This window comes from Fluoribacter gormanii (assembly GCF_900156395.1).
In the GTDB taxonomy this organism is placed as follows: domain Bacteria; phylum Pseudomonadota; class Gammaproteobacteria; order Legionellales; family Legionellaceae; genus Legionella; species Legionella gormanii.
The window spans coordinates 20501-36413 of the sequence record NZ_FTNL01000021.1 but is presented as its reverse complement, the minus strand read 5'-3'; the positions used below and the strand labels follow the sequence as shown (position 1 = coordinate 36413).

The window sequence follows — 15913 nt, the reverse complement described above, 5'->3', positions numbered from 1 at the left end:
ATTATCTTCCTTCGAACTGAGCAACTCGTTTCTCTAGAAATGCAGCAACGCCCTCTCTCTTGTCTTCAGAAGCACATACTTTGGCAAAGTGGATTGCTTCTAGATGTAACGCATCAGTTAAAGACAAATCATAACCATGATCAATAACTTCCATAATACTCGATACAGCAAGAGGCGCCATAGTCAATATTCCATGCAATAATGCTTTACCACGTTCTATCAATGCTTCTGGTTCAACAACCTCACTAACCAATCCCCAATGTAATGCAGTTTCTGCATTGATAAATCGACCAGTCAAGCATAAATCCAGAGCTCGCCCTTTACCAATTAAACGAGCTAATCGTTGTGTGCCGCCATAACCTGGAATAACCCCCAGTTTTACTTCAGGCTGACCAAACTGAGCTTTTGATGAGGCAATTCTTAGTGTTGCAGAAATAGCCAATTCGCAACCACCACCGAATGAAAATCCATTTACGGCTGCCAATGAAGGTTTACCCAAAGTTTCCAAATGTCGAAACACTTCTTGTCCACGACAAGCAAATTCATATCCTGTTTGTGCCGTACATTCAGCCAAGCGATTAATATCTGCCCCTGCACAAAAGGCTTTACCATTACCAGTAATCATCAATGCCTTAACTTTTGGATTTGTTTTTGCATAATGAAATAATTCTTCTAAAGCATCTAATACTTCGGAACTTAAAGCATTTAACTTCTCAGGTCTGTTTAAGGTTAAAGTTAAAATTCCTTGATCATCCAAGTCTTGTTCAATTAAATTCATTCATTTACTCCCTTTCTATTGAAGAACATACCGTAGCCTGGGTGCAGCGAAGCAAAACCCGGGATAGTATTCGTGCTAAAACCTGAGTCCCGCTTCGCTGCCCCAGGCTACAAATTACAACCACGTTAATCAGCACAAAAAGTGCTCTTCATCCAATGTTGCCTTCGCTACAATTTCCCGCATAATTTCGTTAGTACCTTCAAGAATTTGATGTACTCTTAAATCCCTGAATATTCGCTCAATCTTATAATCACGTAAATAACCATAGCCACCATGAATTTGCATTGCTTTATCGCAAATGCGGAAAGCAACATCCGTAGCCAGACGTTTCGCCATAGCACAGTATATTGGGACTTGAGGATCATTTTTATCCATAGCATTCGCTGCTCGATAAACCATTAGGCGTGCTGCCTCATAATCTGTTAACATATCAGCGAAATAAAAACGCAATGCTTGCATATCGGTAAGGGGCTTACCAAATTGTTTACGCTCATGCATGTAGCTTTGAGTTAATCGTAAACAAGCAAGTGCCCCACCTAAAGAACATGAAGCAATATTAATCCGTCCTCCATTTAAAGCACTCAAGGCAATTTTAAAGCCCATTCCTTCTTCACCAACACGATTGGCAACAGGTACGCGACAATTTTCAAAATATACCATACAGGTAGGTTGACTATGCCACCCCATTTTTTTCTCTAATTTGCCAAAACTCAATCCTGGAGTATTCTTTTCGATCAACAAACAACTTATTCCATGATGTGATTCATCACCAGTACGAACCATACATAAATAAACATCACTTACAGAACCTCCTGAAATAAAAGCTTTAGAGCCATTAAGAATGTAATGATCCCCATCTTTTATAGCTCGAGTTTTTAGAGAGGCTGCATCAGAACCCGATTCAGGTTCAGTCAAGCAATAACTGCCGAGTACGTCCATAGAGGTTAATTTAGGTCCCCATTTCATTCGTAACTCAGAGTCGGCATACCGGTCAACTAACGATGTAACCATATTATGAATAGAAAGATAAGCACTGGTACTGATACAACCAGTTGCTAATTGTTCAAACAATAATGCAGAGTCCAAACGAGTTAATTGCGCTCCGCCAATATCCTCACGCGCCATCATCCCAGCCATTCCTAATGCAGCAGCTTCACGTAAAACCTCAATAGGGAAATAATCATGCTCGTCCCAACTGTCGGCCATAGGCGCTAATTTATCGCGTGCGAAATCAGCTGCCATCTCACGAAAAGCTAAATGCTCCGCTGTGAATTCAAAATCCATAAACTATCCTTAGAAAATTTATTCAAATATATTATTATTGCGAATTTTTATCATCCGTGAAAGACATATGTTCCGAAAATTATCCAAAACATTTTATGAACGGGATACTATTATTGTTGCCAAAGAACTTTTAGGCAAATACATTATTCATAATCAAGCCGGATTGGAATACATAGGAAAAATCGTCGAGGTCGAAGCGTATCTGGGACAACATGATCTGGCATCTCATTCATCCAAAGGCCTTACTCAAAGAACAAAAGTCATGTTTGGACCAGCTGGTTACGCCTACATCTACTTAATTTATGGGATGTATTACTGTACTAATGTCGTTACTGAAAATGAAGGCACGGGCTCGGCAATATTGCTGCGCGCTATCGAACCCATCAAAAACATTCAAGGGCGAACACAAGGACCTGGTTTACTCTCTAAGGCGATGCATATAGACAAACAATTGAACCAACATGATCTAACTAGTGATACCTTTTACATTGCCGAAGCAGAAGATCAACAGCCGATTTCCATTGTGGAAAAACCAAGAGTTGGAGTTCATTACGCAAAGGATTGGGCAGAAAAATTACTACGCTTTTATATAAAAGATAATGCTTTTATCTCCAAGCCATAATCCCTAGAAAAGCGTAGCCCTCAAAGTGCAAAGGCGGAAATCAATACATAAATCAAACACATTGACAAGTTTAAGAATAGATTACTGACTTCGAGGGAATGATATATATCCAGTTTGGTTGTTATATTTTACAAACTATTTATTCAACAAAGCATAGTGAGAATAAGAGATCTACTGCTTTTTTAAGGATAGTGATATGATTGCAAATTTTCTGCGTCCATGAAAAGAATAAGAATAACCAATGGAAACTCTTGCAGCACCTGTAACTCGCAATATAAACTCACTTGCTGTACTCAAAGAATACTTTGGTTTTGACTCATTCAGAACACCACAGGAAGACATCATTAATGATGTTATTGCTGGGCATGATGTGCTTGTTTTGATGCCCACCGGCGGTGGAAAGTCTCTATGTTATCAGATACCCGCCCTCGTAAGACCAGGTATAGGCATTGTTGTTTCTCCATTAATCGCCTTAATGGAAGATCAGGTAACTGCGCTTAGATTACAGGGAATTCGTGCCGCTTATTATAATTCCGCGTTAACCAGTGACGAAGCAAAGAACGTATTAAATCAATTACATCAGGATGAATTGGATTTGTTATACATTGCTCCTGAGCGCTTGATTAGCACATCATTCCTGGAACGATTAAAAGAGTGTCATATAGGACTTTTTGCTATTGATGAAGCCCATTGCATCTCCCAATGGGGCCATGATTTTCGCCCCGAATATTCCGCTTTAGGTATTTTAAAAAACGAATTTCCTGATATTCCTATTATTGCTTTAACAGCGACCGCAGATAAACAAACGCGCCAAGATATTGTTGACAAATTAAACTATTCACCAAAGAAATACATTGCTTCATTTAACAGACCCAATATCCACTATAAAGTAATTCCTAAAACCAGTGCCACAAAACAATTAAATCAGTTTTTACAAACAGTAGAACAACAATCAGGAATTATTTATTGCGGGACTCGGACTAGTGTAGAGAATCTGGCGCAAAAACTACAAGAAATGGGATTCAAAGCCCGTGCCTATCATGCTGGTCTTCCTCATAAAGAGCGTCGAGAAGTGCAAACTTTATTCAGGTATGATCGCATCGATATTGTTGTGGCTACAATCGCTTTTGGAATGGGGATTGATAAGCCGAATGTTCGTTTCGTTGTACATCACGATCTACCCAAGAATATTGAAGGTTACTATCAAGAAACAGGACGTGCCGGGCGTGATGGCTTACCTGCTCAAGCACTCTTACTCTATGACGCAGCTGATAGCGCCAGACTACGTTCGTGGATCATGAATAACCCGCTCGATGAACAAAGACGAGTTGAAACCAACAAACTCAACCATATGCTTGCTTTTGCCGAAGCATCTCATTGCCGCCGCCAAATTTTATTACGCTATTTTGATGAAATCTGTGATACTGAATGTGGGTATTGTGATGTATGCGATAATCCGCCAATAACTGCTGATGCTACAGAAGATGCGCAAAAATTTTTATCCTGTATTTATCGATTGCGCCAAAATTATGGTTTAACGTATACCATAGATGTATTGCGAGGTAGTTCTTCAGATAAAATTAAGCAATATGGCCATGACCAACTTAGTACCTTCGGCATTGGTAAAGACAAATCAGCCCACTACTGGAAACAACTAGCCTGGCAACTCATCCATAAAGAGTATTGCCTACAAGATATGAATCAGTTTCATGTTCTTAAACTGACACCCAAGGCTATTCCTTTGCTTAAAGGTGAAGAACAAATATCACTTACCATACCTAATAATGATCTTCAAGGTAGTAAAAAGAAGGGCAAAGAACGACGCTCCATTCATGCCACAAATAGTCCTTTATTCGAATTGCTTCGAGCATTGAGACGTCGGTTAGCAGATGAAGAAAACAAACCACCATTTATGATCTTCAGTGATGCAACCTTGCATGCAATGACCGAAATAAGACCTCAAAACCTGGAACAGTTACTTGCAGTGCCCGGCGTGGGACAACATAAATTGGCTCATTATGGAAGTCAGTTTCTTACCGTGTTGAACGAATACAGTGAATGAATCAATCCAAATCTAGAGCAAAGATGATGGAACAATTAGCTTGGACTCTGGAGGTATCAGAACAGACGCCGAGATAGATAAACCCAAAGAACCAGATTTCGCTACTCCCCGGCTATGGTAATATCAATTCCCCTAGAGCGTTAAAGCGATATCTATTTTGCTCCCAACCTTCACCATAAAGTCTTAAAACTGAGCTGTAATAATCATTATTAGTAAATTCTACTGCATCAATACGTTGTCTTTGAATTATGAGTTGAGGGCGGTTGTTTGCTAATAGAGGCAATAACGCAGCGGCAAAGCCAATGGGACTTTTACCTTGTGTTTTACCGCTGACAATATCAATTTTTTCTGGGGGGCTCCCCAATTGTTGCGTCAGATTAATAATGGGCAAAAAGTGTTTTATCAATTCTGCAGCTTGAGGCGCATCAGGGGCTAACATCCCTACCCAAAGATACACACGAATTGCATCATAGCTGCCTAAGTAAGGGTGTTGTGGATCAGGCTGCCACCCCATATTTTTTTTCCACACAACCCAATCTGGAGCAAAACCCTTTGGAGATGTTTCTAATAACAAACGCCTGCTATTGCGCTCTATAATACTCCATTTGCTATCCAGTGCAGCAAATCGAGCAAACAATTGCAGGGGTAAATAACTGGGGTTAAAGCGCCAGGTATTTTTAAAATTAAATCCGAATTTACCTGGAAGCAACATAAGACCAAAATCCGGAATTTGAATGACTTCTTCCTTGAGAATGCGTTGAAGAAGCTTTTTGCCAAGAGAATCATAGTGCTTATTGTTCCAGAGACGTCCCGCTTCAAGTAAATCATATGCAATCCATAGATCAGCATCCGCTGCAGAATTACTATCTAATACAGTCCATTTTCTTTGGGCATTTTGTCCCCATGCCCATGCGGGTAAGTGTTTTCTCAAATCACCTGCAGCAAGATTATTTTCAGTCCAATGTAATAATTTATCAAACATAGGTTTATCATCAGCAACCAAGGCAAAGAATAATCCGTAACTTTGCCCTTCTGATGTAGTCTTTCTTTCTGGAAGTTGAGGATCAATGACTCGTCCATCCATACTGATGTAATACTGCTTAAATTTCTCCCAAATTGGCCATTGTGTACCGGCAACGACAGTACCAATACTTAATGCAAATAAGATAAAACCAGACAAGAATTTCTTATTTCTTAATTTTAAAATCACGTTTTATCCTGTTGCGAACTATTTAAACGACGCTTACTTATTCGTAATAAACCATTCCAAACCAAAAATGTGACAATAACAGCCGCCAAAAGAGAGATCAGAGCTAAACTAATTGGATGCTTTTTCAACGAATGCCAAAAGCGCTCCCAAAATGGTAAATTTCCTACCTGATAGGTATTACCTACCCGTAAGCTGTTAATACCAGAATCCCGGATTACCGCTACCGAACCAAAGACTTTGTCTACATTTTTATTATTGGTTAATGCCCTATTGAGTAAGCTAAAACCTTGTTGGTTTTCTGCCAATAAGGCAATAATGCTGCGTTTTTTATAATAGGGTGATTGAATACCGAGAATAGCTGCTACAGAACCCATAGCACTAACAGTAGTTTTACTCTCAGCAGCGGTGAAAGCAGTAACTCGGTATGTATCCGGCATGGCATTTCTATTTAATGGTTTCTTAATCCAATCTTGAGTTTTATTGATCAATAGATTGAGATCATCATTATCATGAAGCTCTTTAGGCAGAACACCAATAATCAAAAGATCGGCGTCTTTATTTTTCACCTGAGACCAGTCATCTGTCAATGTCATCGCCAAAACAGGATAACCTGTTTCTGCACCAATATTACCTGCAACATTAAGTAAGGTACTCACCGCTTCAGCTTGTGACCGTTGGTCGATGTACACAATTGTTTGCGACAGATCAGCCATAATACTAAAAGGAAAACCAGCGCTCATAAATGCATTTAAATTGGGCATCGTAATAAAATGAGAATAATTAGATAAATTTAAAGTTGAAGAACCATCAATAACTCCCAAATTATTAATTACCTGATAAGTAATGCACTGCTGATTTTGCAGTCCTCCAGCAATCTGTGTTCCATATGCAAAGTCAAAAGTAAATTGATTATGTACTCCTAATTTTGCGGGGATATATAGATTTTTACTTGTTACATCTATATTTTCTATAAGCGTTTTCTCACCTTTAGGTTCCAACTTATAGCTTTTCACAAAAGAATTATTCAGACTAATATCCAGTTGTGACCTACTGGCTTCTGGTGGTAAGGAATAACGGTATTTTAACCGTAAATCAATACCTCTGCTTTGATTAAGATACAAGTCAGGGGGAACATTAAATCTCAGTGACACTGGATAAGGAGTATATCCTTTTGTTTGTAGTTGCCCCTCAGTTTCTTCTAATTTCGCAAAAGGCACTGGCTTATCTGTAGGAACCCAATTTGGTGCATCATAAGGTTTTCGGACCTCTAACATTTTTACGTTTTCGATGGTGACACGAGGCCCTCGGAAAAGAACATTACCTTGTGCAATAGCGTGAACGGCAGTCAATAAATCCTGATCATCACGCCCCAAAATCAACAATAATTTGATATAGGGATTATCAGGATGACTGATCATTTCGACTGTAGGCGCCTCAACAGTTTTATAATTTTTCAAGAAATCCGGTCTTTGTGAATTTGTAGCAAATACTACAGCATGACTTGTGGGTAATTGATCATTTAAAACAGGAAAAAAGGCACCACGCCATAATGCTTTGCTACCAAACCAAGAAGTCAAAATTGCTGCTGCTCGTTGTTGCATTAAATCAGGTTGACCAGCAAATATTATGGGTAAATTTAATTGATTATTATCAAGAGAATCGAAGAAAGGCTCAGGGAAATGTGAAAGATCATTTTTTAAAAGTAACGTTTGAAAATTCAACTCAAGGTAGCTATGTTTATCAATATCTATCCATATTGAACTGTGTGCCGGATTTTCACAAATCGCTTTGTAATGACCAATAAACTCCAGCTGGAGACGATTGAAATCATTGATAAAACGAGGATCGATCGGTACCTCTATGGAATTTAATTTACCTAATTGTTCGGCACTAATTGCGATAACATCAACCAATTGATCATTAACATAGATTTTAAGTTGTGACAGTAAAGGAATCAGTGCTGGTGATGGAGTAAACTGGAGATGCAATACCGCCCGAAATACCAGTTCATCTTTACGTATACTGAAATCGATATTTCTTCCTGAACTAAAGCCACCTAAAGTAAAGTTCCCCTGCTGCTGATTTAAATTATTAAAATACAACTGCACATTTCGTGTTGGAACATTGGCTGGAGCAGATAATATAGGTTTTTCAGGAATGGGATTTGCCGAAACGTCAGGAGCAGCGTATAACCCAACGCTCCCACCGCCTAAGGCCAGCAATGTAATCCAGATTATTCTTCTTATCATTATCTCATCCATTAGTTTTTAAATTTTATTTCAATTCAATAATCCATGATTAGAGATTACTCTTTTAATTGAGGCTTATGAGGAAGAAATGTCCCTATCCAAATAATTGCATTGGTAAAGCCTAGGAGTATTTTTTGAATTCTACGTGGTGTATATCCTATGATATCGTAATAACCACGCAAGTCCAGAGCAAATACATCGCGCATACTTTTAAGAGGCCTATCATGGCTAAACTCTTCCTGCCACGATGACCAAACATCCGCTCGTGCGAAAGTACATTGTATAAAGTCAATGTTTTGTCTTAGAGATAACTCATGTAATCGAATACCTGCCATACGATGAAATATATAGGCAACGGTTCCTGGGAAGGCAAATTCATCTTGTCCCTGTTTAAGGAGAAGAGTTATCTCTTCTCCTTCGTCAAGCAAGTCCTCCTGCTCCATTTTTATCCCTACCCCTTTATCGGAATAATCCCTCAAAGTGCATTGAAATAGATGACCATCAGCTCGCCTGATTGCTGCAGGCATAACAAAAGTTACGCGAGGTGCTTTGCGTCTTTGCCTTGCTTCAATACTTACCCCAAGAGCCCCTCCAAGAATAGCTATATTATATAAAGACCACGTTGCAGTTATAAGCACAGCTAAAATTGTTGTCCCAGGATCAAATGTCAAACGAAAGCCTACCGCGATCAAGCCAGCAATATTGATGCATAATAATGTGATATAAGGTCGTGCAGTCATCCAATCTACATGCGTTTCTGGAGTAGTATCTCCTTTGGGAGTGACGTTAAATCGACCCTTATGTGGATTGATTAAAGCCATGGTTGTAGGTACTGCAATATACCAGGCCATAACAGTTTCATAGATTTCATTCCATAGGAAATGACGGAACCGTCCTTGAATTTGGTTATTCGTCAATACTGCATGAACAATATGGGGTATAGCATAAAGCAATATCATCACTCCAGATGCATAGACTACGTAAGCGTTGAAAATTAAAAATGCCGCAGGGGTGATGTAAAAAATTAAGCGAGGAAGACCAGAAAGAAAATGCAACATTGAATTAAAATAGCAAAGTCTTTGCCCTACGGATAATCCTTTACCAAACAAGGGATTATCCATACGCAAAATCTGTATCATGCCACGCGCCCATCGAATACGTTGAGCGACATGATTCGCAAGGCTTTCCGTTGCCAGGCCTGCCGCTAATGGAATTCGAATGTAAGCAGAGTTATAACCGAGACGTTGCAGTCGTAATGAGGTATGAGCATCTTCGGTCACACTTTCTACTGCCATACCACCAATCTTTTCCAATGCCGAACGGCGTAAAATACCACACGAACCGCAAAAATAAGTTGCATTCCACGTATCATTTCCATCTTGAACTACGCCATAAAATAAGGCACTTTCATTGGGTGTTTTGCGAAAAGATTTCAAATTGCGCTCAAAAGGATCCGGTGAGAAAAAGTGATGTGGGGTTTGTAAGATGGCAAGATTAGGGTCTTTTAAAAACCAACCTACAGTCAATTGCAAAAAAGGATTGGTAATCACGTAGTCGCAATCAAAAATTGCCACCAGCTCACCAATCGTCTGCTTCAGAGCATAATTGATATTTCCTGCTTTTGCATGTTCATGGTAAGGACGCGCTATATAATGTACACCGACTTCCTCAGCAAATGCTTTGAATTCGGGACGATTACCATCATCCAGAATATATATATTAAGTTTTTCTTTAGGCCAATCCACACCCAAAGCAGAGTATATCCCTGGTTTTATTATACTAAGATCTTCATTATAAGTTGCGAACATAATATCTACAGTAGGCCATGTAGAATGATCAACGGGCAATGGTACAGGCTGGCGATGCAATGGCCAAAGACTTTGAAAATATCCCAACACCATCACAAGCCAGATATACGTTTCAGCCAAGATAAGCAAGCTTCCAAATACAACACTTGCGGTATCATCCCAGACCAATGTATATGCGTACCTCCACCACAAATAACGACATGAAACAATCACAGAAAGAACCACAAGCATAACAGTACTTACACGACCAGGAATTTTACGGATACTCATAGCCATCACCCATAGGAGCACTACGAAAATAAACTGTGCTATTGGTGCAAATGGTTGAGTAATACAAATTAATAGCAACATGGCTGAAAAAATACTCAATGTAATAAACAATACACGGCGTACAATATTATTTGCTTGTCCAAAATGCTTTACAGTTTTCTCCGTCACTTTACTGGCTTTAATCTTTGAGGGTAGTTGTTCTATCCGGGAATAGTAATAATCAAGGATTCTTTTCAAAAAAGTATTTGTATCATAAGACGTTTTTCTACTTGATACTGGAAAGAACAAAGTGAACCATAAGATTTGAATTAAATAACGAAACATGTCTCCGGAACGAGGATGTTTCCTTGAAATATGTGGGAACCAATAGTGATGATTCTTGCGTATCATTTGCCAACAACGTGACTCCAGTCTTAAAAAAGTCCAGCCTATGAGTTGGGATAAAATAATACACGTTGTAGTAAAAAATGAAGTTTGATGTCGCCGAAAATGATGGTAAATTTTTTCAACTTTTTTATATGTATTATGAGATAAAAGTAAATACAAGACGTTACTCATTTTGTATTTCCAAAATCATAGCTCATGCACCAATTGGCTAATGCATTGATTTCCTGATAAGAATGCACGCAAGTCAGGCCCACAGCAATCGAGGTTACCGATTCCTCATCAAACATAGCCTTCTTTGAGAAAAAAAGCAATTTTATCCAGTATGTTACGTTGAATTTATTGTGGTCTGAGTTCTACAAAGCGAAACAGGAGTTTTACTGTTCGATTTCTCGAGCAACGATATGTATTTCACTCAAGCTCCCCCCTGGCATCACTTTAAGTGCGTTAAGGATGTATGAATTGCCTCCTGCCTATTTTCAATGAGTTCCTCAGCTTCAACAATGATTGGATTTTCCTGTAAGCTCTCCCCTGGATGAGTTAGTTTATGGAGTTCTTTATAGTGTTCTAACTCCTGTTCTCGCATATAGAGTTCAAACTCCTTGTAAAAGGCTCTTCCCTTCTCATCGCCTAGAATTTCAATAAATTGCTCATATAAACCTGTTTTGGGATTACTATAAAAACAAATATCCATAAATTTTTTCTGATAAATAGAGGAGAACTGATAGGGTTCGCCTACAAATTCAGGTATTTGCTTAAACAGAATATCCACTCCTTCTGCCTGTGGTGAGTTTTTGGCTTGATATAAAAGCTCAATCACTTGCTGACGTTTTTCTTTAGGAACGATAATAGAGCGAACCGCTGCAAATTTTTTGCTTTCATCATTTAAAAAAGGAGCGCCACCTACCCGAGCACCTCGCTCAGCAAGCGATAGTTTCATATGTTCACCTGACATATTTTTCAAAGTGGCAAGAACACCATGACCAGTAAAACCCGTTGCCTGAAAAACCATTTCTTCGCTATTTAATTGATTTAATATATCCTCAACTGTGGTATCAGATTGCAGTTTATCTAACGCAGCCAATAAAGGTTTGAATTGTGAAGCATATTCTGGATGTTTGTCTCGAATAAAATCATTTAAATAGCCATCAAGAATCCGAACCCCTTCATCGAATAGACCCGAACCAAATTTGACATCCGCGTTAGGAAATTTAAGAGCTTCATTCAACTTTTCTCCACCGAAAATAAAGTATAGTCTTCGCCTGGCATAATATTCTCTATAATCAAGATGATACGCATCAAAAAATAGTTTAAGTGTTTCCTGAGGGAAGGTATTCAATGGTGTAATGGTAATAACCGATTGACCTTTATCGTTTTTGGCTAAGAGATCGGCTTCTGCTTTCCTCAAGATTGGTATGGCCTCAAAATTATGAGATTCAACAGCCGACAACAAAGCGGTGTTCCCCTGAGCATCTCTTAACTCAAGCAACTCTGTTCTTTTCTCAGGCTCTAAACTGACTAAACCCAGTATTCTCTCTATTTCATAACTGTGCTTATGCCTAATCGCTGTATGTATGGGTGATTCTCCTTTATGATTTTTTTTCAGGAGTAAATCAGGACTTTGAGTATAAATGTAACTCATAGCATTTCCCAAATACTCTTTAGCGAGCAACAAATGAAATGCTGTATTTCCTTCTTCATCCTCTTCTTCCAATGAACTACCTTTTTGGTGCAAGAGCTCGACAAGTTCCTCGGAATTGATTTCTGCGGCTACTAATAATGGAGTTTTTCCTTGAGAATTTCTTTCTTCCAGTGAAAAAAGACCTTCTGTAACTAAATGTTCTACAAGAGAAGTATGACGACTTTTTATTGCCACAAACAATATATTATCACCCTCACTATCCTTATCATGAACAGGTGAAGGATCTAAACTCAGAAAATAATCAACTAATTTTATATTACCCATGTGGGCCGCTAACAGCAGAGGAGTCATCTGAAATGTATCCATCGCCGCCAAAGAAGCGCCATGTTCCACTAGCCACTGTACCGCTGCTAAATCTCCTCTATTTACGGCATCAATCAAAGCATGGTCTTTTTCATTTGAAGTACTACCAGCCACTAGTAAATCAGCGATCTCAAGTTGAGACGTCTCTAATGCAAGTTGAAAAGCAGTTTTCCCTTGGTTGTCTTTCAAATCTGCAGAGAAACCACGATCCAACAGATACGAGACACATGCTAAATGACCATTTTTTGCGGCTACGAGCAAAGGATTTTCACCCTTATTATTCACAATTGTCAGGTCTACACCTTTTTCATCTAAAAATTTAAGTGTATTTAATTGTCCATTTTCAACAGCAAAAATAACGGCACTTTCACCATGATTATTGCTTTGATGCAGGTCCGCCCCTTTTTCAAGTAGATATTCGATAATGTTTAAATTTCCCCTTCCAGCAGCAACCATTAAAGGAGTATTACCATCATTGTCTGTAACTTTCGCGGCAAATTCTTCAGGAAATAATTTAATTATATCTAATCGATCATTAGATGCGGCGAAATGCACTCCAGACCAACCATCTTTAGTTTGATAACGAAGTAAATTTTCTTTGTTTCTTGTTATATTCAAAAGGATCTGCATTGCAGTAACATCGCCTAATGCACTCGCAACCAGGGCAATTTTTTCGAGCCCTTTCCTATGCAAACCACTTGGAGGCAAGCCCTTCAATCTATCATACTGTTTTGAGACAATCAGGTTCGTAGAGGAACTTAGTTGAGAATTAGATTCTAATAATAACATCGCCTTTAATGATGAATGCAAATAACAACACTCAAGAGGGGTAAATCCATTGCTATTGGTAATTTCAAATATTGAACTATCTAATTCCTCTGCTTTTCTGATAAGCACTTTGAGAATTTCCGGCTGATCATAAATTGCAGCCAGATGCGCAAGTGTATTGCCGTTTTCATCAGTCATTAGAAAATTTTCTTCATACACGCTGGACATGAGCTTCGCGAATTGAACCAAATTTCCCTGTTTTATTGCGGCTTTGAATAATTCTTCTCTACCCATTCAATACTTCCTATCTATCATTCTATTAATGAAAGTATAGTTCGTTTGCATAAAACAATAGGATCAAGCTATAAACAATTCTTGCTATAAGAGCCAAATCAAGAATAAATCACTTCTTAGCTACCCCATAGATTATCCACTCTGATAAAGAGTTAATTCACGTAATATGGCTGTGGCATAAGCTCCGGCAGGTAGGCTAAAAGATAACTCCGCCCAATTATCTTTGAGCAAACAGCTAAGATGCTTTACATGGAGGATATTAGCACGCCAATCCTCCTCCAAGCCATAATGCTCCAAACCTGCTAACCAGGGTTGCCAATCGAGATAAATTTTATTAATCAATTGTAATGCTTCACCTTTGACTTTGTATTTACTTTTTCCAGGTAAGGGGCTCGCAGGAGAAATATCTTTATCTTGAATCCTTTGAATGATTTGATTATCAACACGATCGATAACAAAAATACTGTTTGATCCTTGAAGTTGCATCACATCACCAGGCAGGGGCCTATTCCAGCATTGTTCCATAACACGATGCGATAAAATCAAATTGTAAATCCATGAACGTGCGGCAGAACAATACATGCCCCGTAAGAATCGGTCTTTGACTTTATGCCCCCGAACAAGCATCGCTTCTGCTTTTAATATATTGCCTGCATTGTGACCAAATCGCTGTTCTCCAAAGTAGTTAGGAACACCATGCTTTTTAATCCGTTCGATGCGTTCGAGTAAATCTTCTTGATGAGAGATTTCGCGCAAACGCACAATAAACTGATTTCCAGTTAAAAAACCCGGTTTCAGTTTTTTATGATGGCGCGTGCATTCTAAAATGCGCCAACCAGGTGCCGCAAGTTGTGCAATTTCTGGAATCAGCTCCCCCGGAGCGTGAACACTCAACCATTGGGTAGTCAGTGCTTGTCTGTCTTTTAAACCCGCATAACCAATTGATTTTTCTGGCTTATGAACCAGTTTTGCCAATGATTTAACCACTTCTGTAGTAGTTAAGCCTTTTTTTTCTATTTTCAGGACAATATGTTCACCTTCTCCAGAAAATGGACTATCAAAAAACTCATTTACCTGGAAATCTTCTGGAGTACATTTAAAATATGAAGTGGAATTTGGGAGTCCGTTAACATACGACCAATCTAAAGAATTCATTGACAACAACCCTTGCTGAAATTTACTCTACCTTTTACCAAAAATTTGATAAAAAACTATATAAATCAAAAAATATTAAGTGCATACTTAAAATTTTTCTGCACAATTTATATTAATTGTTACAAAATGGATAGATTAGCAATGAATGCAACATTTCCACGAATACGAAAAGCAGTATTTCCTGTAGCTGGTTTAGGCACGCGATTTCTACCCGCAACAAAAGCAGCTCCCAAAGAGATGCTAACTGTAGTCAACAAACCCTTGATTCAATATGCAGTTGAAGAAGCTTATGCTGCCGGGATACGCCAAATGATCTTTGTCACGTGTCATAATAAGCGTGCCATTGAAGATCATTTTGATCTTGCCTATCAGCTTGAAAATGAACTAGAGCTTCATCATAAAAATGAACTTTTATCAATAGTTAAATCAGTAACACCTGATGACATGGAATGTTTTTATGTGCGTCAGGCAAAACCCCTTGGTCTGGGACATGCCGTTTTATGTGTTGAACAAATCGTTTGCAATGAGGCGTTTGCTGTAATTCTGGCTGATGACTTAATGACAAATACAACACCTGTTATCCAACAATTAACCCGAATGCATGAGCGATACGGTCATAGTATTATCGCAGTAGAAAATGTCCCTCAAGAATTAACAGAGTGTTATGGTATTATTCAAGGTGCGCCTTGGGAACAAGACCTTTTGAGCATACACCATCTGGAGGAAAAACCTAAACCTCACCTTGCTGCATCAAATATTGCGATCGTTGGCCGTTATGTTTTAACCCCAGGTATTTTCGAGCAAATCAGAATGTTGCCCCGAATGGGACATAAAGAAATTCAATTAACTGATGCAATTAATGGTTTAGTAAAAAAGGAAACTGTTTTAGCATTGCCTTATGAAGGAAAACGATATGACTGTGGGAGTGTCCTCGGTTTTCTTAAAGCGAATGTAGACTTAGGAAAAGAGCACCCTACTGAGGGGAAAAATTTTTCCGAGTGGCTTTTAACTTAAATAATTTTGA

At 38.7% G+C, this 15913-nt stretch carries 10 protein-coding genes; 3 read left to right on the top strand and 7 right to left on the bottom strand.

The genetic code is table 11. The annotated features are described in order from the left end of the window. Position 1 precedes the first annotated feature (1 nt). The gene (locus tag BW930_RS12815; RefSeq protein ID WP_058467749.1) at positions 2 to 778 is read right to left on the bottom strand and encodes an enoyl-CoA hydratase/isomerase family protein; all 777 of its coding nucleotides are present in this window, start codon (positions 776 to 778) and stop codon (positions 2 to 4) included. Positions 779 to 907: 129 nt separating this feature from the next. Beyond that, complete coding sequence (locus BW930_RS12810) at positions 908 to 2062, bottom strand: acyl-CoA dehydrogenase family protein (protein ID WP_058467748.1); 1155 nt, start codon at positions 2060 to 2062, stop codon at positions 908 to 910. Positions 2063 to 2129: 67 nt separating this feature from the next. Between BW930_RS12810 and BW930_RS12805 the strand changes: the two genes are divergently transcribed. Then, positions 2130 to 2684 (top strand): DNA-3-methyladenine glycosylase, encoded by a 555-nt coding sequence (locus tag BW930_RS12805; RefSeq protein WP_058467747.1) that lies wholly within the window; start codon positions 2130 to 2132, stop codon positions 2682 to 2684. Between the two features lie 241 nt (positions 2685 to 2925). Continuing rightward, positions 2926 to 4746 (top strand): DNA helicase RecQ, encoded by a 1821-nt coding sequence (gene recQ, locus BW930_RS12800; protein ID WP_058467746.1) that lies wholly within the window; start codon positions 2926 to 2928, stop codon positions 4744 to 4746. A 112-nt stretch (positions 4747 to 4858) separates the two neighbouring features. On the opposite strand, the gene bcsZ is transcribed toward recQ, so the two are convergent. The 5 genes from bcsZ to truD all read right to left on the bottom strand — a co-directional run bounded on the left by bcsZ (position 4859) and on the right by truD (position 14889). Beyond that, positions 4859 to 5956 (bottom strand): cellulose synthase complex periplasmic endoglucanase BcsZ, encoded by a 1098-nt coding sequence (bcsZ, locus tag BW930_RS12795; protein WP_238587848.1) that lies wholly within the window; start codon positions 5954 to 5956, stop codon positions 4859 to 4861. Then, positions 5953 to 8205 carry a cellulose biosynthesis cyclic di-GMP-binding regulatory protein BcsB gene (gene bcsB / locus BW930_RS12790; protein WP_058467745.1) on the bottom strand — a complete coding sequence of 751 codons (2253 nt, stop codon included), beginning with the start codon at positions 8203 to 8205 and terminating at the stop codon, positions 5953 to 5955. The genes bcsZ and bcsB overlap by 4 nt, the downstream gene beginning before the upstream one ends. A 56-nt stretch (positions 8206 to 8261) precedes the next feature. Further along, a complete protein-coding gene (gene bcsA, locus BW930_RS12785) occupies positions 8262 to 10841 on the bottom strand; it encodes a UDP-forming cellulose synthase catalytic subunit (RefSeq protein WP_058467744.1) in 2580 nt (859 codons plus the stop codon). Positions 10842 to 11100: 259 nt separating this feature from the next. Next, entirely contained in the window at positions 11101 to 13734 is a 2634-nt protein-coding gene (locus BW930_RS12780) for an ankyrin repeat domain-containing protein (RefSeq protein WP_058467743.1), read from the bottom strand. A gap of 132 nt (positions 13735 to 13866) precedes the next feature. Further along, positions 13867 to 14889 (bottom strand): tRNA pseudouridine(13) synthase TruD, encoded by a 1023-nt coding sequence (gene truD / locus BW930_RS12775; protein WP_058467742.1) that lies wholly within the window; start codon positions 14887 to 14889, stop codon positions 13867 to 13869. 141 nt (positions 14890 to 15030) lie between these two features. On the opposite strand from truD, the gene galU reads away from it, so the two are divergent. Beyond that, the gene (gene galU / locus BW930_RS12770; protein WP_058467741.1) at positions 15031 to 15903 is read left to right on the top strand and encodes a UTP--glucose-1-phosphate uridylyltransferase GalU; all 873 of its coding nucleotides are present in this window, start codon (positions 15031 to 15033) and stop codon (positions 15901 to 15903) included. The last annotated feature ends 10 nt before the right edge of the window (positions 15904 to 15913 follow it).